Here is a 19,470-nt window from a genome sequence, read left to right on the forward strand (position 1 = left end):
TTTAATCTTCAGGTTGAACCGCTATTTTACCCTGTTCCACGCGGAACATCTTGCCCTTTTCGTCGGTCATGTCGATTACATGTCCGGCAGAAATAGCGCTGACAAAGACCTGAGCCTGAGTGGCTTTTAACCGGTCCGCCAGCAGGCGTCGGCGACTCTCATCCAGCTCAGAAGCAAAGTCATCAATGAGGTAAATACAGCGGCGTCCGCTCTGGCTTGTCAGGAACTCGCCCTGTGCCAGACGCAATGCACACATCAGCAGTTTTAACTGCCCGCGTGAGAGTAAATCTTCGACCGGCGTTCCTTCAGCGCGAATACGAAAATCGGCTTTATGGGGACCGCTGGCGGTATAGGTCAGTGCGCGATCGCGCTCAAAATTACGTTCCAGCAGTTCGGCGTAGTCGCTCTCTTTGTCCCAGCCACGCTGGAAGGAGAAGCGCAGCTCAAACTCCGGCAGAAACTGGGCGCAGGTGGCGGTGATCTCCGCTGAAATCGCCGCACTGTATTCCGCCCGCCACTGGCTGATCTGTTCCGCCAGCGGGACCAGTTCCTGATCCCAGGGACGAATCTGGCTGTAACGTGAAACCTGGCGCAGCGCCGCGTTTCGCTGCTTAAGCAGGCGGCGCATGTTGTTCCAGGCGATAAAGAAGCCGGGCGTATTATGGAAACAGCCCCAGTCGACATAGGCCCTGCGGTATTTGGGGCCGCCATTCAATAAACTAAAGCCTTCCGGCGTAATTAACTGCATCGGCAGCAGCTGTGCCAGCTCCGCGACCTTGTGACCATCGCTGCCGTCAATGCGCACTTTGCTGTCACCAGCCCGGTTTTTGGTCAGCCCGACGGAGATTTCCCGCTCTTTGCTTTCCAGCCGCCCGTGCAGCACAAACGCCGCCTCGTCGTGACGGATCACGCGGCCCGCCTGCAGACTGCGAAACGAACGGCCATGCCCCAGCGTATGGATCGCCTCTAAAACGCTGGTTTTCCCGCTGCCGTTGACACCGACCAGGAAATTAAAGCCGGGTGCCAGCTGCAGGTCAGCCTGCTCAATATTACGAAAATCTTTGATAAGAAGGCGGGTTAAAGCCATGAATCAGTCCAGCGTGAAGGGCAATGATCGGGATGAAATGGTTTTGCCTTGTAAAAATTCAGGTCTTACCTTTAACAATCCAGGGCGTCGACGGCGAAGCAAGTTTGCGCACGGCCAGCGCACAGGCCCTGGGAGCATACTGAAGTATGTGACCAGGGACGAGCACTGCCCGGGCGCAAAATGGCGAGTAAGTTAGCCCGGCACAGACTATAGACGCATGGGCATCACGACGTAGGCCGCTGCCGGACTCGCTACATCTTCAATCTGCACGCTCGACACCGAATCCGTCAGCAGCAGGCGGACGTTTTCGCACTTCAGCGCGTTCAGCACATCCAGCACGTAACTGACGTTGAAGCCAATCTCCAGCTCGGTGCCGTTGTAGCTGACATCCAGCATCTCTTCTGCTTCTTCCTGTTCAGGATTATTAGCGGTGATCTTCAGCTGATTTTCGGTGATATAAAGGCGAACGCCGCGGAACTTCTCATTCGAGAGGATGGCTGCACGGGCAAACGCCTGTTTGAGCAGATCGCAGCCCGCTTCCAGCGCTTTATCAGGATTCTTTGGCAATACGCGGCGATAGTCAGGGAAACGGCCATCAACCAGCTTAGACGTGAAGATGTAGTCACCGACATGTGCGCGGATGTTGCTGCCGCCAATCTGTACCTGCAGCGGGTTCTCGCCGCCATCCAGCAGACGCAGCAGTTCAATCACGCCTTTACGCGGCACAATCACCGAATGACTCGGCAGCGCCTGACCAACCGGCATGGAGCAGACGGCCAGACGGTGACCGTCAGTGGCCACGGTGCGCAGCTCTTCGCCTTCGGTTTCAAACATCATGCCGTTGAGGTAGTAACGCACATCCTGATGCGCCATCGAGAACTGGGTCGCTTCGATCAGCCGTTTCAGGGTCGCCTGCGGCAGGGTGAATTCAACTTCACTCTGCCAGTCGTCCAGGTTCGGGAAGTCACTAGCGGGCAGGGTCGACAGCGAAAAACGGCTGCGGCCAGAGCGAACCAGCATGCGATCGCCTTCCAGCGCCAGCGTAATTTCTGCGCCATCGGGCAATCCGCGACAGATATCGAGGAATTTGCGCGCTGGCACGGTGGTGGAGCCAGGCTCATGCGCCTGCGTCAGCGCCACACGCGCGACCATCTCCATTTCCAGATCGGTACCGGTCAGTAACAGCGACCCTTCCGTTACCTGCAGCAGCAGGTTTCCAAGGATCGGCAGTGTCGGACGACCGCCCAGGGGGCCACTTACTTGCTGCAGCGGCTTCAGCAGCTGCTCACGTTCAACAATAAATTTCATAGCGTCAGGAAGATAATGTTCTGATGAGATTAGAGAAATCTTCTTTGATATCGTGGCTCTCTTCACGCAGCTGCTCGATCTTGCGGCAGGCATGAAGCACCGTTGTGTGGTCGCGACCCCCAAAAGCATCGCCAATTTCTGGCAAGCTGTGGTTCGTCAACTCTTTTGCCATCGCCATCGCCATCTGGCGCGGACGCGCTACCGAGCGCGAACGGCGCTTGGAAAGCAGATCCGCCACCTTAATCTTGTAGTACTCAGCCACGGTCTTCTGAATATTATCGATGGTGACCAGCTTTTCCTGTAGCGCCAGCAGATCGCGCAGCGCTTCGCGCACGAAGTCGATCGTGATTGCCCGGCCGGTAAAGTTGGCGTTGGCGATAACGCGATTCAGCGCGCCTTCCAGCTCACGCACGTTAGAGCGTAAACGCTTGGCAATAAAGAAGGCGACTTCACCTGGCAGACGGATGTCATTTTCATCCGCTTTTTTCATCAGGATCGCCACGCGCGTTTCCAGCTCAGGCGGCTCGATCGCCACCGTTAAACCCCAGCCGAAACGTGATTTAAGACGATCTTCCACCCCGTTGATCTCTTTTGGATAGCGATCCGAGGTCAGGATGATCTGCTGGTTGCCCTCTAATAAGGCATTAAAGGTGTGGAAGAACTCTTCCTGCGATCGCTCTTTATTCGCAAAGAACTGAATGTCATCGATCAGCAGCGCATCGACAGAACGGTAGTAGCGTTTGAACTCTTCAATGGCATTGTTCTGCAGCGCTTTAACCATATCCTGCACAAAGCGCTCGGAGTGCATGTAAACCACTTTTGCATTGGGTTTACGGGCAATGATGCCGTTGCCTACCGCGTGCAACAGGTGCGTTTTACCGAGACCCGTACCGCCATACAGAAACAGCGGGTTATAAGCGCCGCCTGGATTATCCGCCACCTGACGTGCCGCCGCGCGCGCCAGCTGGTTGGACTTACCCTCGACGAAGTTATCGAAGTTATGACGGTTATTCACATTCGAGCGATAGGTGACGTCGGCCGGTGCCGGGACATTATCCCAGCTGGGACGCAGAATCTGCGTCGGGGCCGGACGGATATGACTCTGCACGGGCATGACGGGCGCGCTGACGCTGGCCATTACCGGCTGGCTGACCGCGGCCGCCTGCTGCTGAACCGGGCGCGTCCCCACTTCAAAACGTAGTGCAGGCACGTTCGGGCCACAGAATTCATTCAGCAGTGCATTGATACTATTGAGGTATTTGTCCCGGACCCAGTCGAGTACGAAGCGATTTGGAGCATACAAGGCAAGCGTATTGTCGTTTAACTCAGCCTGCAGTGGACGGATCCACATGCTGAATTCGGTGGCAGGAAGCTCATCCTGCAAACGGGCAAGACACTGTTGCCAAAGCGTAAGTGACACGGCGGACTCCACTCGTACAAATTCGATAAGAATAGTAGGCGTTACTCTAAGAAACGTTCATTTTTGACACAGACGCTAAGAAAGCGCCTGCGACCGCTATCAGCGGTTTCCCGTCCTGCAATCATTGGAGGATCGTCAGCGGAAGGGCGGATCATAGCGCAAAGCGAGGCAGAGATCTTCCCTTTCTACACAGTTTTGATCCTTTTTATCCACAGGCCTGAGACGCGCAAAGAAGTTTACGCCAGTTGCGGGAAAAACCAGCAGGGATCTGGTGGAATGCGCTAAATTTTCGGGCGACATCTCATTTTATCCCCAGGATCCGCCAGGCCGATCGCAATAAGATCCCGCGCGATCCTTGCGCTTTAGTGCGGAGCCCGTATAATTCTCCACCCGAGATTGAGCCATCAGGCGCAAAGTCGGGACTCAGCGGGCTGTAAGCGGGTTTTCAGGTACCGTTGCACGCGAAGTAAATTGACTCGGGACTGTACAATTATTACAATCCCGCCTCTTTATTAAAGACACATTGAGGCGTAGGTCGATTTACTGGCCCGAAACGCGTCACCCAGTGAAAATTTTCAAGTTTAGGTAGAAACCGCCATGAAACGCACTTTTCAACCGTCCGTACTGAAGCGCAACCGTTCACACGGTTTCCGTGCTCGTATGGCAACAAAAAATGGTCGTCAGGTTCTGGCACGTCGTCGTGCTAAAGGCCGTTCTCGTCTGACCGTTTCTAAGTAATAAAGCAAGCCCTGATGGGTAAGCTCGCATTTCCCAGGGAGTTACGTTTGTTAACTCCCACTCATTTCACTTTCGTCTTCCAGCAGCCACAACGGGCTGGCACGCCGCAAATCACTATTCTCGGCCGCCTTAACGCGCTGGGGCATCCCCGCATCGGTCTCACCGTCGCTAAAAAACATGTGAAACGCGCTCATGAACGCAACCGGATCAAGCGATTGACCCGCGAAAGCTTTCGTCTGCGTCAACATGAACTGCCGTCGATGGACTTCGTGGTGGTTGCGAAGAAGGGGGTTGCCGATCTGGATAACCGTATGCTGGCGGAAGCGTTGGAGAAATTATGGCGTCGTCACTGTCGCCTGGCGCGCGGCTCCTGATCGTCCTGATACGCGTCTATCAACGCGGTATCAGTCCATTACTGGGACCACACTGTCGGTTTCACCCGACCTGCTCTCATTACGGAATTGAGGCGTTACGCAGGTTTGGCCTGATAAAAGGCAGTTGGTTGACATTAAAACGCGTATTAAAATGCCACCCTTTGAACCCGGGTGGTGACGATCCTGTGCCGCCAAAAACCTTTGATACCAGAGAACATTAACGATGGATTCGCAACGCAATCTCTTTCTCATCGCTTTTCTGTTCGTGACCTTTATGATCTGGCAAGCCTGGCAGACGGACCACGCTCCGCAGCCACAGCAGACGCAGACCACACAGGGCACCAACAGCGTAGCGGGTGATACCGCCAGTCAGGGTGTACCGGCCAGCGGTCAGGGCCAGACGATCACCGTTAAGACTGATGTCCTGTCATTGAATATCAACACCCGAGGCGGTGATGTTGAACAGGCACAGCTGCTGACTTTCCCGGACAAACTGGGTTCAGACCAGCCGTTCCAGCTGCTTGAAACAACGCCAGCGTTCCTTTATCAGGCTCAGAGTGGTTTAACCGGTCGTAATGGCCCGGATAACCCGAACAACGGCGCGCGTCCGCTGTTCACCACCGCGCAGGATCACTTCGAGATGGCTGATGGCCAGTCCGAACTGCGTGTGCCGATGACCTATACCGCTGAAAATGGCGTGGTTTACACCAAAACCTTCATCTTCAAGCGTGGCGAATATGCCGTTAATGTCGATTATCATGTCAACAACACTACCCAGCAGCCGCTGGAAGTATCGCTGTTTGGCCAGCTGAAGCAGACAATTGATCTGCCTAAGCATCGTGATACCGGCAGCAACAACTTTGCTCTGCACACCTTCCGTGGCGCGGCCTACTCCACCAGCGAGTCGAAATATGAGAAGTATAAATTCGACACCATCGCGGATAACGAGAACCTGAACGCGACGACCAGTAATGGCTGGGTTGCGATGCTGCAGCAGTACTTTGCCACTGCATGGGTTCCGCGTACTGAAGGCACCAACACCCTTTACACCAGCAACCTGGGTAACGGCGTGGCAGCGATTGGCTATAAATCTGCACCGGTCACCATCGCCGCGGGCGCACAGCAGAATCTGGGTGCAACGCTGTGGGTCGGCCCGGAAATTCAGGACAAGATGGCCGCGATTGCGCCGCACCTTGATCTGACCGTGGATTACGGCTGGTTGTGGTTTATCTCTCAGCCGCTGTTCAAGCTGCTGAAATTTATTCACAGCTTCATCGGTAACTGGGGCTTCTCCATTATCGTGATCACCTTCATCGTGCGCGGCATCATGTACCCGCTGACTAAAGCGCAGTACACCTCGATGGCTAAGATGCGTATGCTGCAGCCGAAGATTCAGGCAATGCGTGAGCGTCTGGGTGATGACAAGCAGAAGCAGAGCCAGGAGATGATGGCGCTGTATAAAGCAGAGAAAGTGAATCCGCTGGGTGGCTGTCTGCCGCTGGTGATTCAGATGCCAATCTTCCTGGCGCTCTACTATATGCTGTCAGGCTCGGTTGAACTGCGTCATGCGCCATTCATTCTGTGGATCCATGACCTGTCAGCGCAGGACCCGTACTACATTCTGCCGATTCTGATGGGCATCACCATGTTCTTCATTCAGAAGATGTCACCGACCACCGTGACCGATCCGATGCAGCAGAAGATCATGACTTACATGCCGGTGATCTTCACCGTGTTCTTCCTGTGGTTCCCGTCAGGTCTGGTGCTGTACTACATCGTCAGCAACCTGGTTACCATTCTCCAGCAGCAGCTGATTTATCGCGGCCTGGAAAAACGTGGTCTGCATAGCCGCGACAAGAAGAAAGCGTAAGCGATCCAGCGCGGGAGCCATCCCGCCCTAAAATAGTCTATTCTCAGGCGGTCAAAGCGACCGCCTGTGTTTTTTGTAGCGAGAGAAAATTTATGAGCCACAGCGATACCATTGTTGCCCAGGCGACGCCACCCGGACGCGGCGGCGTCGGCATTCTGCGCGTCTCTGGCGCGCAGGCGGCAGAGGTTGCCCGCCAGTTGCTGGGTAAACTGCCTAAGCCCAGATACGCCGATTACCTGCCGTTTACTGATAGCGACGGCAGCGTGCTGGATCAGGGCATTGCGCTGTGGTTTCCCGGTCCTAACTCCTTTACCGGCGAAGATGTGCTGGAGCTGCAGGGTCACGGCGGCCCGGTGATCCTCGATCTGCTGCTGAAGCGCATTGTGGCGCTGCCGGGCGTGCGTATCGCTCAGCCGGGTGAGTTCTCTGAGCGGGCGTTTCTGAACGACAAGCTCGATCTGGCGCAGGCCGAAGCCATTGCCGACCTGATTGATGCCAGCTCTGAGCAGGCGGCGCGTTCGGCCGTGAACTCGCTGCAGGGCGCCTTCTCCACCCGGGTCAATCATCTTGTGGAAGCACTGACTCACCTGCGCATCTATGTCGAAGCGGCTATCGACTTCCCGGATGAAGAGATCGATTTCCTCTCTGATGGCCGAATTGAAGCGCAGCTGAATACGGTGATCGGTGATCTGGATGCGGTCCGTGCCGAAGCGCGTCAGGGCAGCCTGCTGCGTGAAGGAATGAAAGTGGTGATTGCGGGCCGCCCCAATGCGGGCAAATCGAGCCTGCTGAATGCGCTGGCAGGCCGTGACGCCGCTATCGTTACGGACATTGCGGGCACCACCCGTGACGTACTGCGTGAACATATTCATATAGATGGCATGCCGCTGCATATCATCGACACCGCTGGACTGCGTGAGGCCAGTGACGAAGTCGAACGTATCGGGATTGAGCGTGCCTGGCAGGAGATTGAACAGGCTGACCGCGTGCTGTTTATGGTGGACGGCACTACCACCGATGCCACCGAAGCGGCGGCTATCTGGCCCGATTTTGTCTCCCGCCTGCCGCCGGAACTGCCGATTACCGTGGTCCGCAACAAGGCGGATGTCACCGGTGAGCCTTTAGGCCTGACAGAAGTGAACGGTCACTCACTGATTCGCCTGTCGGCACGCACCAGCGAGGGCGTCGATGCACTGCGGGATCACCTGAAGCAGAGCATGGGCTTCTCCGGCAATATGGAAGGCGGCTTCCTGGCGCGTCGTCGTCATCTGCAGGCGCTGGAGCAGGCGGCAACGCACTTACAGCAGGGAAAAGCGCAACTGCTCGGTGCCCGGGCCGGTGAGTTACTGGCGGAGGAGCTGCGTGTTGCTCAGCAGGCGTTAAGTGAGATTACCGGTGAATTCACCTCTGACGATCTGCTGGGCCGTATCTTCTCCAGCTTCTGTATCGGTAAATAGCTTTCCTGGCCTGGCGGCAGCGCTGTCAGGCCTGATTTCCCGCCTCGCTACCTCCCCTGTTATTCCTGCCGCTGCGTTGATTCTTGCTGATATGTTATTTTGCGGCGGCAACACGTTGTCGTATAACGGTAGACGCGCCGATCTGACGTGCGGCTATGATCGCGGTGAGTGAACCCCGCCTCATCCAGCCGTGTCGGGCCGGAAGCAAACCCACTACGTGAATACCTTCAGGCGAACTTTTTGCCTGAAAAAGGAGAGTTGCATGAGTACACCGCTCGACACTGCTGCACTGGATACCCTGTTTAATGACGCCCGCACCCACAGTTACTGGCAGGATAAGCCGGTCGATAATGCCCTGCTGGAACAGCTTTATACCTTAACGGCGCTGGGTCCGACCTCGGCGAACTGTTCGCCTGCGCGATTTGTTTTCGTGACCTCGGCGGAAGGCAAAGAGAAGCTGAAACCGGCACTCTCTTCCGGCAATCTGGAAAAAACCATGAGCGCGCCGGTCACGGTGATTGTGGCCTGGGACCGCGAGTTCTATGAGCAGCTGCCCGCGCTGTTCCCGCATGCTGATGCGCGCAGCTGGTTTACCGGCAGCCCGGAAGTGGCAAAAGAGACCGCTTTCCGTAACAGCAGCCTGCAGGCGGGCTACCTGATTCTGGCGGCTCGTTCGCTGGGTCTGGATGCCGGTCCGATGTCCGGGTTTGATCCGGCCAAAGTCAACGACGCCTTTTTCCCCGACGGTCAGTATCAGGTTAATCTGCTGATTAACCTCGGCTATGGTGACGCGTCAAAATTGCATCCGCGCCTGCCGCGACTAAGCTTTGAGCAGGCGAGCCGTTTCGCCTGATGCTGCCCGCGTCGCGATTCGAATCGCGACGCGTAACGCTGATCCATTCCCGCTAATCTGCGCTGTATGCTCATCCTATTCCGAATTTACCCCAATCTGTGCGTTGTCAGGTGCATTAAGGTAAGAAAATTCCTACAATGCGTCTGATGATTATCTGACCATTTTCACGGAGCGACAGATGGCTGGTCATTTTGTACGCTGGACGGGCGATCCCGGCTTCCCGGCTAATGATTTACGCATTCCCCAGGTTATCACCGATACGGCACAGCAGTTTGCTGACAAACGCCGTGGACGATTTCTTGCCGCCCGTACCCTGCTGGCACAACTGATGCTGCGGGTTTATGGCATTAGTGAGCTGCCGCGCCTGCTTATCCAGGGTAACGGACGCCCCGTTTTTGCTGACAGCGATCTGCCCGATTTCAGCATCGCCTATGCGGGCAATACGGTGGGGGTGCTGCTGGCTGAAGAGGGTGGACGTGCGGGTCTGGATATGGAGATTGTGCATGCGCGGAGCCGTCAGACGCAGGAGCAGCTGATTCAGGGATTAACGTCGGGCGAAATCGCCTGGATTAATGCCCAGCAGGATGCCATGGAAGCGGTGACGCAAATCTGGACGTTACGCCAGAGCATTCTCAAGCTGACGGGAGAAGGCGATCGCGGACTGGATTCGCTGCGCCTGTTGCCGGGTGCCGGTCGGCTGCGATCGTCACTCTATCCCGAGATTCAGGTGGTATGTGATGCGGAACCCATGCTGGTCTGGTCGTGCGCGCTGTCGTCTGCGACCCAGCGGCTGTACCTGTGGGAGATGGATAACGCTTTTGAATGGCGTGCATTACGCGAAATCGAGATGGGTAAACCCAACATCGGGCCTCATGCCCTGCGGCTGACCAGTCTGCCCGGCGAGCACAATCTGCATCCTCAAATGTAAAAAGCCGCAACCGGTGGGTTGCGGCTCTGACTGCGCTTAGTGCGCGTCGATAAAGACAATCTTCAGCACAAACAGCAGCGCAACAATTACCACGCAGGGGCTGATTTCACGCCAGCGGCCGGTGCCCAGTTTCATCACGCAGTAAGCGATAAAACCCAGCGCAATGCCTTCGGTGATGGAAAAGCTGAAGGGCATCATGGCGGCGGTGACAAACGCCGGAACGGCTTCGGTCAGATCATCCCAGCGCACGCGCGACAGGCTGGCGGTCATTAACACGCCAACGTAAATCAGCGCGCCTGCGGCGGCATAGGATGGCACCATTGCGGCCAGCGGTGACAGGAAGGTCACCAGCAGGAACAGCAGGCCGGTCACCACGGCCATCAGACCGGTACGGCCACCAATCGCCACGCCCGAGGTGCTCTCGATATAGGCGGTCACGGAAGACGTGCCCGCCAGCGCGCCACTCACCGAACTGATGCTGTCGACATAAAGCGCCTGCTGCATCCGCGGAAAGGTGCCGGTTTCATCGGTCAGTCCCGCTTTGTCGGTAACGCCAATCAGCGTGCCGGAGGAGTCGAACAGATTGACCAGCATAAAGGAGAAGATGACGCCCGCCATGCCAATGTTAAACGCACCTTTGATATCGACCTGACCCACCACCGAAGTAATCGAAGGCGGCGCAGAAAACAGGCCGACAAACTTCACGTCGCCCAGCATCCAGCCAATAGCGGTGGTGATCACCATTGAGATCAGCACCGCCGCGTGGATATTGCGTGATGCCAGAATGGCGATAATAAAGAAGCCGAGTGCGCCCAGCAGCACGCTGTGCGAAGTCAGATTACCCACGGCCACGAGCGTATCGGGATTCGGCACGATAATACCGGCATTCTTCAGCCCCATCATGGCGATAAACAGGCCGATACCGGCAGTGATGCCAACGCGCAGGCTCAGTGGGATATTGGCAATCATCCAGTAGCGAACCCGCAGCAGGGTCAGTATCAGCAGGCCGACCGCACCCCAGAAAATCGCGCCCATACCGACCTGCCACGAATAGCCCATCGCCCCGACCACCACAAAAGCGAAGAAGGCATTCAGCCCCATTGCGGGGGCCAGCGCCACCGGCAGATTGGCAAACAGTCCCATCAGAATGCTGCCAAACGCGGCAATCAGACAGGTGGTCACAAACACCGCCTGGGTATCCATACCGGCGACGCCGAGGATCTGCGGGTTGACGAAGACGATATAGACCATCGTCAGAAAGGTGGTGATACCTGCGATCACTTCGGTGCGCACCGTGGTGCCATGTTCCTGCAGCCTGAAGATGCGCTGCAAAACGCCTTGCTTGCTCATGCCATCCATCCAGAAGAAAAAATCATCGGCGCGTATCCTGGCGATTTTACCGGGGCAATACAATGATTTTTCGCAACCGATTGCCAGTCTCGCAATCTGCGCTGAGTGCGGTAGAGTGTGGAGCACACCCCTGAATCGAAGGATAGAGTCTGATGTCAGTTGAATGCGTCTTTTTTGATTGCGATGGCACGCTGGTGGACAGTGAGTTGCTCTGCACCCAGGCCTACGTCAACACGTTTGCCCGTTACGGTCTGGCGCTGTCGCTGCAGCAGATGTTTGAAAAGTATAAGGGCGTCAAACTCTACGACATCATTCGTGACGTGGGCGACGCGCATCAGGTGTCGCTGCCGATGGAAGAGGTGGAGACAGCTTATCGCGCGGAAGTCGCGCGACTGTTCGATCAGCAACTGCAGCCAATTCCGGGTGCGAAAGCGCTGGTGGAGCAGATCAAAGTGCCGATGTGCGTGGTCTCAAACGGGACGGTAAAAAAGATGCAGCACTCGCTGGGCTTAACCGGCATGCTGCCGCTGTTTGCCGAACACCTCTATAGCGGTTATGACATTCTGCACTGGAAGCCCGATCCGGAGCTGATGTATCACGCGGCGGAACAGATGCAGGTGCCGATTGAGCGCTGCATTCTGGTGGATGACTCCGAAGCGGGCGCCCGCGCCGGTATTGCCGCCGGGATCCCGGTCTACTACTACTGTGCTGATCCGCACAATCCTGAACTGGATCATCCGCTGGTGACGCGCTTCGACGACATGGCGCAGCTGCCTGCGTTGTGGCGCGCCCGTGGCTGGGATCTGGTGTAGCGCAGGCCAGCATGACACATACCGTCTGGTTTTTAACCCTGCCTGGCGTCATGGTACTGGATCTGACCGGCCCTGCCGAAACGCTGAAGCTGGCGGGGGATCGCTTTTCGCTGCGCTACATTGGCCCGCAGCCGGAGGTGGTCTGTTCCACCGGTATGACCATTGGCGGCATCGAACCCTTGCCAGAACAGTTGCCCGCCGGGAGCCTGCTGGTGGTGCCGGGCGTCTATGACTCGCAGATCTGTTATTCCACACCCCAGGCCACAGAAGCACGCGACTGGCTGATGCGGCAGCACGCCGCGCTGCGCGCGCAGACCTTTATGCTGGTCTGCGTCTGCTCAGGTGCGTTGCTGGCAGCGCAAGCGGGCATGCTCGATGACGTGCCCTGCACCACCCATCATGATGTCATTGCCCGTCTGAAAGCGGTCGCCCCGCGCGCTCAGGTGCAGGAGAACCGGGTATTTGTCGGGCATGAGAATATCTGGACCAGCGCGGGCATCACGGCGGGGATCGACCTGGCGCTGCATCTGGTGAATCAGCTCTGCGATACGCCAACAGCGCTGGCCGTGGCGCGGGAAATGGTGGTCTGGTTCCGCCGCGCCGGTGACGACCCGCAGCTTTCACCCTGGCTGCGTTACCGCAATCACCTGCATCCGGCCATTCATCGGGCGCAGGACCTGATGATTGCGCATCCTGAGCATGGCTGGACGCTGACCGAGCTGGCCGGGCGCGCCCACGTCAGCAGCCGTCATCTGGCGCGGCTGTTTCGTCAGCATCTGGGGATCAGCGTGCGGGAATACCATGAGCAGCTGCGGGTTGGCGTGGCGCGCCAGCGTCAGCAGCAGGGTGAATCCGCTGAGAAAGCGGCGCTGGCGGCGGGATTTTCATCGGCGCGCCAGCTGCGACGCGCCCGCCAGCGGGAAACCGATCAGCTGACAAAGTGACGGGTATCGACCCGTTTCAGCGCCATCCCCAGCAGCAGACTGCCACCCAGCGTCAGTCCGAACACCCAGGGCAGATCGAGCCACGGACGCGACATATCATCGTAGTGATGCGTGCGCAGATAGTGAATGAACAGCGCATGAAAGCCGTAGATCGGCAGTGAATAGCGCGCAATCACGGTAAAACCGGGCAGCGTGCGCTGATTCAGGCTGTTTTTAAACACGATGAGCAGGCTGATCGCCGCGATAAATACCAGCGGTCCGCAGTAGAGATACCAGGTATCGTTAAACGCCCCGTTGACGATCAGCGCCTTTTTCGTCCCTAACGTAATGCCAATCACACAGGCGATAAACAGCCCGGCGGCCAGCGGGGTCAGGCCGCGCCGGGTCGTGTCCATGGTGCCGATCGCCCGTCCAAGCAGCGCATAGAGCAGGTAGTAAATGCTGTCACCGCTGACATAGAGGTTAACCGGCAGAAAATGGAACGGGCCCAGCGACTGGCTGACCGTATTCGGGTTGGCGAGTACCGCCAGCACCAGCACCAGCAGCGCTACATAGCGTGCCTGCACGGTTTTCACCTGGATCAGCGGCGACATCAGATAGATGCCAATCAGCGCAAAGAAGAACCACAGGTGATAGAACACGGGCTTCTGCAGCATCTTCAGGATCGAACGTCCTTCGCTGATCGGCGTCAGCCAGGTGATATAGGCCAGCGAGACCGCGCTGTAGAACAGCAGACAGAGCACCAGCCGGAGCATATGACGCGGCTGGGCGCTACGTTCGCCGAAAAACAGATAGCCGGAGATCATAAAGAACAGTGGAACACAGACGCGTGATGCCGAGTTCAGCAGATTCGCCACATCCCAGGTCGTGCCGGTTACCGCCATCGGCCCGGTGATATACCAGGTGGTGGTGTGAATCACGATCACCATCAGGCAGGCAACCGCGCGTAAATTATCGATCCAGTAAATCTTCTGCGACATGGCGTCCTCTTGCGCATAGCTCCGTGCGCAAAAGGGTAGTCAAATGCGACCAGAGCAACAACTGCCGCCAGCAGGATTCGGAGCCATCTGTATGCCAGCGCCCGTAATTACCGCGAAAACGCGCCGGTAGTGCCTGGGATTTACGGCTGCACATCGCGCGGTCAAAGGGTATACTGTCGGCCTCTTTTTTTAATCTAACCGAAGCGCGTGCACACTCAACATGCAAAAGTTTGATACCAAAACCTTTCAGGGGCTGATCCTGACCTTGCAGGATTACTGGGCGCGTCAGGGCTGCACCATTGTCCAACCGCTGGACATGGAAGTGGGCGCTGGCACTTCACACCCGATGACCTGCCTGCGTGCACTCGGCCCGGAGCCGATCGCCGCCGCCTACGTGCAGCCATCCCGTCGTCCTACCGATGGCCGCTACGGTGAAAACCCGAACCGTCTTCAGCACTATTACCAGTTCCAGGTCATCATCAAACCGTCACCCGACAACATTCAGGAGCTGTATCTTGGTTCGTTAAAAGAGCTGGGAATGGATCCGACGGTGCATGACATTCGCTTTGTAGAAGATAACTGGGAAAACCCGACGCTGGGCGCCTGGGGACTCGGCTGGGAAGTCTGGCTCAACGGCATGGAAGTGACGCAGTTCACCTACTTCCAGCAGGTTGGCGGCCTGGAGTGTAAGCCGGTAACCGGTGAGATCACCTACGGCCTGGAACGTCTGGCGATGTATATCCAGGGCGTCGACAGCGTTTACGATCTGGTCTGGAGCGATGGCCCGCTGGGCAAAACCACCTACGGCGACGTGTTCCATCAGAACGAAGTGGAGCAATCCACCTATAACTTCGAATACGCCGACGTCGACTTCCTCTTTACCTGCTTCGAGCAGTACGAGAAAGAGGCACAGCATCTGCTGGCGCTGGAAAAACCGCTGCCACTGCCCGCCTACGAACGCATTCTGAAAGCGGCACACAGCTTCAACCTGCTGGATGCCCGCAAAGCGATCTCGGTAACAGAGCGTCAGCGCTATATTCTGCGCATTCGTACCCTGACCAAAGCCGTGGCTGAAGCTTACTACGCCTCTCGCGAGGCAATGGGCTTCCCGATGTGCAATAACAAAAAGTAAGAGGCAGCCATGACTGAACAAACCTTCCTGGTGGAGATCGGCACCGAAGAGCTGCCACCAAAAGCCCTGCGCAGCCTGGCAGAAGCCTTTGCCGCGCAGGTCACTGCTGAACTGGATGCCGCTAACCTGAGCCACGGCGAGGTCAGCTGGTTTGCTGCGCCGCGTCGTCTGGCGCTGAAAGTCGCCAACCTGAGCGCCTCACAACCCGATCGGGAAGTAGAGAAGCGCGGACCGGCGGTCGCAGCGGCATTTGATGCTGACGGCAACGCGACCAAAGCCGCTGAAGGCTGGGCGCGTGGCAACGGCATTACTGTCGATCAGGCTGAACGCCTCGCCACCGATAAAGGCGAATGGCTGGTTTATCGCGCCCAGGTCAAAGGCGAAGCGGCCCAGGCACTGCTGCCAGCGATGATTGCGACTGCACTCAGCAAGCTGCCGGTGCCAAAACTGATGCGCTGGGGCGACAGCGATGTGCAGTTCGTTCGGCCGGTGCACACCGTGACGATGCTGCTGGGCGATGAGCTGATCCCTGGCACCATCCTGGGCATCGCGTCAGACCGGATTATTCGTGGTCACCGCTTTATGGGTGAAAGCGAAATCACGCTCGAAAGCGCCGATCACTATCCTGATGTGCTGGAAAAACGCGGCCAGGTCATTGCCGACTATCAGGTCCGCAAAGCGATGATCAAAGCCGATGCAGAAGCGGCCGCACGCCGCTTAGGCGGCAACGCCGATATCAGCGACAGCCTGCTGGAAGAGGTGACGTCGCTGGTGGAGTGGCCGGTCGTCCTGACCGCGACCTTTGAAGAGAAATTCCTCAAGGTGCCAGCGGAAGCGCTGGTCTACACCATGAAAGGCGATCAGAAGTATTTCCCGGTGTATGACAATGACGGTAACCTGATGCCGAACTTCATTTTCGTCACCAACATCGAATCCAGCGATCCGCGCCAGATTATCTCCGGCAACGAGAAAGTGGTACGTCCGCGCCTGGCCGATGCGGAGTTCTTCTTTAACACCGACCGCAAAAAACGTCTGGAAGACAATCTGCCGCGTCTGGAGACCGTCCTGTTCCAGAAAGAGCTGGGCACGCTGCGCGATAAAACCGATCGCATTCAGGCCCTGGCGGGCTGGATTGCCGGTAAAATCGGCGCCGATGTGAATCACGCTACCCGCGCGGGCCTGCTGTCGAAGTGTGACCTGATGACCAACATGGTCTTCGAGTTCACCGATACCCAGGGCGTGATGGGTATGCACTACGCGCGTCACGACGGCGAAGCCGAAGATGTGGCGGTTGCGCTGAACGAGCAGTATCAGCCGCGCTTTGCCGGTGACGATCTGCCATCCAGCCCGGTCGCCTGTGCGCTGGCGATTGCCGATAAAATGGATACGCTGGCCGGTATTTTCGGCATTGGTCAGCATCCAAAAGGCGACAAAGATCCGTTCGCACTGCGTCGTGCGGCGCTGGGCGTGCTGCGTATCATCGTTGAGAAAAACCTGCCACTCGACCTGCAGACGCTGACTGAAGAAGCAGTACGTCTGTACGGCAGCAAGCTGAGCAACGCCCGCGTGGTGGATGATGTGATCGACTTTATGCTGGGTCGCTTCCGCACCTGGTATCAGGAAGAGGGTCACAGCATTGATACGCTGCAGGCAGTTCTGGCGCGTCGTCCGACCCGTCCGGCTGACTTTGATGCACGCATGAAAGCGGTGTCGCACTTCCGTACGCTGGAGGCCGCCGCAGCACTGGCGGCGGCGAACAAGCGCGTCTCTAACATTCTGGCAAAATCGACCGAAACGCTGAATGAGAGCGTGCAGGCGTCGCTGCTGAAAGAGAACGAAGAGATCCAGCTGGCGACCTTTGTCACCGCGCTGAGCAGCAAGCTGCAGCCTTACTTCGCTGAAGGCCGCTATCAGGATGCGCTGGTCGAACTGGCCCAGCTGCGCACCGCGGTAGACAACTTCTTCGATAAAGTGATGGTGAACGCCGACGATCAGGCGGTGCGGGTCAATCGCCTGACGCTGCTGTCAAAACTGCGTGAGCTGTTCCTGCAGGTCGCGGATATCTCGCTGCTGCAGTAATCCTCTTAGCGTAGTACGAAAAAGGGACGAGCAATCGTCCCTTTTTTTATGGGATTTTTCAGGCCTGATGTCTTCAACTCATATCTGAGTGTGACCGCTATAGCGGCCATTTTTTAGGATGCAAATGAATACGCTAAAGTGCTCAAACTGCCATTGCCGGTCATCAGAAATCGGCTGTCGTGATGCTACAGGTGATAAATATTATTATATATCAAAAGGTTAATTGTTAATTTTTCTCCTGTAATACTCTAAGGGTTTTCATCAATCCGGAGGTTAAGAAACCGCCTCAAAAATAGCCCTCCCCCTTGTTTTTGTCCCTTTCTGATGGATAATTCGCCAAAATTTACACCCGGTTACAGTTAGTGAAATGGAATTTTCATGAAAAGGATTTGTTTATCGCTCTGGCATCCGCCAAAGCCTCTGCTCGCCATAGTCGCGGGCGCGCTGTTCTGCTTCTCTTTACCGCTGATGGCAGCGCCGCCAGCCAATAATCCCCGCGAAGAAGGCCAGGTGATTGATGCCCGCGAGCAACTGCGTCAGCAGACGCGCGAGCGCGTGCTGCAACAGCAGAATGCGCCGCAGGCGAATGAACATCTTCCCCGTCCTGATAGTCGTCTGCCCGGTTATCCTGCCAGTGAGCAGCCCTGCTTTACCATCAATCAGATCGCCCTGACTGGCGACGAAGCCAGCCGTTTTCAGTGGGCGCTTGATGCTGCTTCAGACGCCACCGGCCGTTGCCTGGGCGGACAGGGCATCGTGCTGGTCATTAACAAAGTGCAGAATGCGATTCTCGCCAAAGGCTATGTGACCACCCGCGTCATGGCACAGGAGCAGGATCTGACGAAGGGCGTGTTGACGCTGACGCTGCAGCCTGGCCGTATCAGCCAGATCCGCTTCGAAGAACCTGTTTCCTGGCGTGGACGGCTGTGGAATGCCGTTCCGGCGTCATCGGGCGATATTTTGAATCTGCGGGATATTGAGCAGGGCCTGGAGAACTTTAAGCGGGTGCCCAGCGCCAGAGCTGACATTAAAATCGTGCCGGGCGAGCAGGAAGCCACCAGCGATCTGCAGGTCAACTGGTACGAAGGCAGACCGGTACGGCTCAGTCTGGGACTGGATGACAGCGGATCTAAAAGTACCGGGCGCTATCTCGGTTCCGCCACCCTCGCAGTGGATGCGCCCTTTGCGCAGAACGATCTGTTTTACGCCAATATTGGCAAAAATCTGTTTGAGCATGGGCCGTTCGGTAACCGCTCGCACACCCTGAATTACTTTTTCCCGATAGGCTACTGGGCCGTTTCCGCCAACTACAACGACTACACCTATCACCAGAACATCCCCAATGCCAATGAGGTGCTGCGCTACAGCGGCAAGAGCGATAATTTCCAGCTCACGGTCTCCCGATTGCTCTACCGCGATCAGTCGAACAAAACCACGCTTAATCTGCGTGGCTACCGCAAACACTCCACCAACGCCGTCAACGATATCGACATTGAGCAGCAAAAGCGGCGCACTGCGGGCTGGGAACTGGGCCTGAATCAGCATAGCTATCTGGGTAGCAGCACGCTGGACGCCAGTATCGCCTGGCGGCGCGGTACCGGGGCGTTTAATGCGCTTCCTGCACCAGAAGAGTCGCGTCATCAGGGCAGTGCGCGTACCGGCATACTGCTGGGCGACCTCGGCATCAATCATCCTTTCGCCCTGGGCGAGCAGCCCTGGCGGGTCTATAGCAGCGTGCGCGGACAATGGAGTCCGAATGCGCTGACGCCGCAGGAGCGCATGGCGATTGCCGGGCGTTACACGGTACGCGGCTTTGACGGTGAACAGATGCTGTCAGGCGAAAAAGGTCTGCTGTGGCGCAACGAAATCGGCTGGAACCTTTTCTCACGCGGGCATGAGCTCTATCTGGCTGCCGATTATGGCCGGGTAAGCGGACCTGCGACTCGCGATCTTGTCGGGCATCAGCTGGCAGGCAGTGCAATAGGCGTACGCGGCGCGCTCTGGGGGCGCTTCAGCTACGACCTGTTTGCGGGCGTGCCGATCTGTAAACCCGAGGGTTTTCATACCTCAGGCGCGACGGCGGGTTTCAGCGTTAATCTGGAAATCTGACCAATAAAGCGGGCGATCCCGCTATCTGA

The 19,470-nt window shown here is 57.0% G+C and carries 17 protein-coding genes; 12 read left to right on the forward strand and 5 right to left on the reverse strand.

Features of this window, described 5'->3' with window-relative positions:
• Window position 1 precedes the first annotated feature (1 nt).
• The 3 genes from recF to dnaA all read right to left on the reverse strand — a co-directional run bounded on the left by recF (window position 2) and on the right by dnaA (window position 3,815).
• Entirely contained in the window at window positions 2-1,087 is a 1,086-nt protein-coding gene (gene recF / locus NIM72_RS12460) for a DNA replication/repair protein RecF (protein ID WP_161733224.1), read from the reverse strand.
• A 207-nt stretch (window positions 1,088-1,294) separates the two neighbouring features.
• Window positions 1,295-2,395 carry a DNA polymerase III subunit beta gene (gene dnaN, locus NIM72_RS12465; protein ID WP_161733222.1) on the reverse strand — a complete coding sequence of 367 codons (1,101 nt, stop codon included), beginning with the start codon at window positions 2,393-2,395 and terminating at the stop codon, window positions 1,295-1,297.
• 4 nt (window positions 2,396-2,399) lie between these two features.
• Entirely contained in the window at window positions 2,400-3,815 is a 1,416-nt protein-coding gene (gene dnaA, locus NIM72_RS12470) for a chromosomal replication initiator protein DnaA (RefSeq protein ID WP_161733220.1), read from the reverse strand.
• Between the two features lie 597 nt (window positions 3,816-4,412).
• Between dnaA and rpmH the strand changes: the two genes are divergently transcribed.
• The 7 genes from rpmH to NIM72_RS12505 all read left to right on the forward strand — a co-directional run bounded on the left by rpmH (window position 4,413) and on the right by NIM72_RS12505 (window position 10,035).
• Window positions 4,413-4,553 (forward strand): 50S ribosomal protein L34, encoded by a 141-nt coding sequence (gene rpmH, locus NIM72_RS12475; RefSeq protein WP_003849659.1) that lies wholly within the window; start codon window positions 4,413-4,415, stop codon window positions 4,551-4,553.
• A 14-nt stretch (window positions 4,554-4,567) separates the two neighbouring features.
• A complete protein-coding gene (rnpA, locus tag NIM72_RS12480) occupies window positions 4,568-4,927 on the forward strand; it encodes a ribonuclease P protein component (RefSeq protein ID WP_008926396.1) in 360 nt (119 codons plus the stop codon).
• A complete protein-coding gene (yidD, locus tag NIM72_RS12485; protein ID WP_008926397.1) occupies window positions 4,891-5,148 on the forward strand; it encodes a membrane protein insertion efficiency factor YidD in 258 nt (85 codons plus the stop codon). The genes rnpA and yidD overlap by 37 nt, the downstream gene beginning before the upstream one ends.
• A 2-nt stretch (window positions 5,149-5,150) precedes the next feature.
• Entirely contained in the window at window positions 5,151-6,797 is a 1,647-nt protein-coding gene (gene yidC, locus NIM72_RS12490; protein WP_013359606.1) for a membrane protein insertase YidC, read from the forward strand.
• Between the two features lie 92 nt (window positions 6,798-6,889).
• Window positions 6,890-8,254 (forward strand): tRNA uridine-5-carboxymethylaminomethyl(34) synthesis GTPase MnmE, encoded by a 1,365-nt coding sequence (gene mnmE, locus NIM72_RS12495; protein ID WP_161733218.1) that lies wholly within the window; start codon window positions 6,890-6,892, stop codon window positions 8,252-8,254.
• 262 nt (window positions 8,255-8,516) lie between these two features.
• Window positions 8,517-9,107, forward strand: coding sequence for a malonic semialdehyde reductase (locus tag NIM72_RS12500; RefSeq protein ID WP_161733216.1), 591 nt, complete (start codon window positions 8,517-8,519; stop codon window positions 9,105-9,107).
• A 178-nt stretch (window positions 9,108-9,285) separates the two neighbouring features.
• A complete protein-coding gene (locus NIM72_RS12505) occupies window positions 9,286-10,035 on the forward strand; it encodes a 4'-phosphopantetheinyl transferase superfamily protein (RefSeq protein WP_253420609.1) in 750 nt (249 codons plus the stop codon).
• Between the two features lie 36 nt (window positions 10,036-10,071).
• On the opposite strand, the gene NIM72_RS12510 is transcribed toward NIM72_RS12505, so the two are convergent.
• Entirely contained in the window at window positions 10,072-11,385 is a 1,314-nt protein-coding gene (locus tag NIM72_RS12510) for an NCS2 family permease (RefSeq protein ID WP_161733208.1), read from the reverse strand.
• 152 nt (window positions 11,386-11,537) lie between these two features.
• On the opposite strand from NIM72_RS12510, the gene yieH reads away from it, so the two are divergent.
• Together yieH and NIM72_RS12520 are read left to right on the forward strand one after the other, a co-directional pair.
• Complete coding sequence (gene yieH, locus NIM72_RS12515) at window positions 11,538-12,197, forward strand: 6-phosphogluconate phosphatase (RefSeq protein WP_161733206.1); 660 nt, start codon at window positions 11,538-11,540, stop codon at window positions 12,195-12,197.
• Window positions 12,198-12,208: 11 nt separating this feature from the next.
• Entirely contained in the window at window positions 12,209-13,141 is a 933-nt protein-coding gene (locus NIM72_RS12520) for a GlxA family transcriptional regulator (RefSeq protein ID WP_161733204.1), read from the forward strand.
• Here NIM72_RS12520 and NIM72_RS12525 read toward each other — a convergent pair.
• Window positions 13,126-14,121 carry an acyltransferase gene (locus NIM72_RS12525; RefSeq protein WP_161733202.1) on the reverse strand — a complete coding sequence of 332 codons (996 nt, stop codon included), beginning with the start codon at window positions 14,119-14,121 and terminating at the stop codon, window positions 13,126-13,128. The two genes, NIM72_RS12520 and NIM72_RS12525, sit on opposite strands and share 16 nt — an antisense overlap.
• A gap of 220 nt (window positions 14,122-14,341) precedes the next feature.
• On the opposite strand from NIM72_RS12525, the gene glyQ reads away from it, so the two are divergent.
• The 3 genes from glyQ (at window position 14,342) to NIM72_RS12540 (ending at window position 19,441) form a co-directional block, all read left to right on the forward strand.
• Window positions 14,342-15,253, forward strand: coding sequence for a glycine--tRNA ligase subunit alpha (gene glyQ / locus NIM72_RS12530; RefSeq protein WP_003849680.1), 912 nt, complete (start codon window positions 14,342-14,344; stop codon window positions 15,251-15,253).
• Between the two features lie 9 nt (window positions 15,254-15,262).
• On the forward strand, window positions 15,263-17,332 hold the full coding sequence (gene glyS, locus NIM72_RS12535) for a glycine--tRNA ligase subunit beta (protein WP_253420612.1): 2,070 nt from the start codon (window positions 15,263-15,265) through the stop codon (window positions 17,330-17,332).
• 378 nt (window positions 17,333-17,710) lie between these two features.
• Window positions 17,711-19,441: a ShlB/FhaC/HecB family hemolysin secretion/activation protein gene (locus tag NIM72_RS12540; protein WP_253420615.1), complete on the forward strand. Its 1,731-nt coding sequence runs from the start codon at window positions 17,711-17,713 to the stop codon at window positions 19,439-19,441.
• Window positions 19,442-19,470: the final 29 nt, after the last annotated feature.

Source organism: Pantoea sp. B550 (assembly GCF_024158165.1).
GTDB lineage: Bacteria > Pseudomonadota > Gammaproteobacteria > Enterobacterales > Enterobacteriaceae > Pantoea > Pantoea alfalfae.

What these genes read in the sequence shown, in the direction of transcription:
- NIM72_RS12505 (WP_253420609.1), top strand. Translation starts at nt 9,286, where the DNA reads ATGGCTGGTCATTTTGTACGCTGGACGGGCGATCCCGGCTTCCCGGCT.
- mnmE (WP_161733218.1), top strand. Translation starts at nt 6,890, where the DNA reads ATGAGCCACAGCGATACCATTGTTGCCCAGGCGACGCCACCCGGACGC.
- glyS (WP_253420612.1), top strand. Translation starts at nt 15,263, where the DNA reads ATGACTGAACAAACCTTCCTGGTGGAGATCGGCACCGAAGAGCTGCCA.
- recF (WP_161733224.1), bottom strand. Translation starts at nt 1,087, where the DNA reads ATGGCTTTAACCCGCCTTCTTATCAAAGATTTTCGTAATATTGAGCAG.
- NIM72_RS12500 (WP_161733216.1), top strand. Translation starts at nt 8,517, where the DNA reads ATGAGTACACCGCTCGACACTGCTGCACTGGATACCCTGTTTAATGAC.
- rnpA (WP_008926396.1), top strand. Translation starts at nt 4,568, where the DNA reads ATGGGTAAGCTCGCATTTCCCAGGGAGTTACGTTTGTTAACTCCCACT.
- dnaN (WP_161733222.1), bottom strand. Translation starts at nt 2,395, where the DNA reads ATGAAATTTATTGTTGAACGTGAGCAGCTGCTGAAGCCGCTGCAGCAA.
- NIM72_RS12510 (WP_161733208.1), bottom strand. Translation starts at nt 11,385, where the DNA reads ATGAGCAAGCAAGGCGTTTTGCAGCGCATCTTCAGGCTGCAGGAACAT.
- yidC (WP_013359606.1), top strand. Translation starts at nt 5,151, where the DNA reads ATGGATTCGCAACGCAATCTCTTTCTCATCGCTTTTCTGTTCGTGACC.
- yidD (WP_008926397.1), top strand. Translation starts at nt 4,891, where the DNA reads ATGGCGTCGTCACTGTCGCCTGGCGCGCGGCTCCTGATCGTCCTGATA.
- yieH (WP_161733206.1), top strand. Translation starts at nt 11,538, where the DNA reads ATGTCAGTTGAATGCGTCTTTTTTGATTGCGATGGCACGCTGGTGGAC.
- NIM72_RS12540 (WP_253420615.1), top strand. Translation starts at nt 17,711, where the DNA reads ATGAAAAGGATTTGTTTATCGCTCTGGCATCCGCCAAAGCCTCTGCTC.
- glyQ (WP_003849680.1), top strand. Translation starts at nt 14,342, where the DNA reads ATGCAAAAGTTTGATACCAAAACCTTTCAGGGGCTGATCCTGACCTTG.
- NIM72_RS12525 (WP_161733202.1), bottom strand. Translation starts at nt 14,121, where the DNA reads ATGTCGCAGAAGATTTACTGGATCGATAATTTACGCGCGGTTGCCTGC.
- rpmH (WP_003849659.1), top strand. Translation starts at nt 4,413, where the DNA reads ATGAAACGCACTTTTCAACCGTCCGTACTGAAGCGCAACCGTTCACAC.
- NIM72_RS12520 (WP_161733204.1), top strand. Translation starts at nt 12,209, where the DNA reads ATGACACATACCGTCTGGTTTTTAACCCTGCCTGGCGTCATGGTACTG.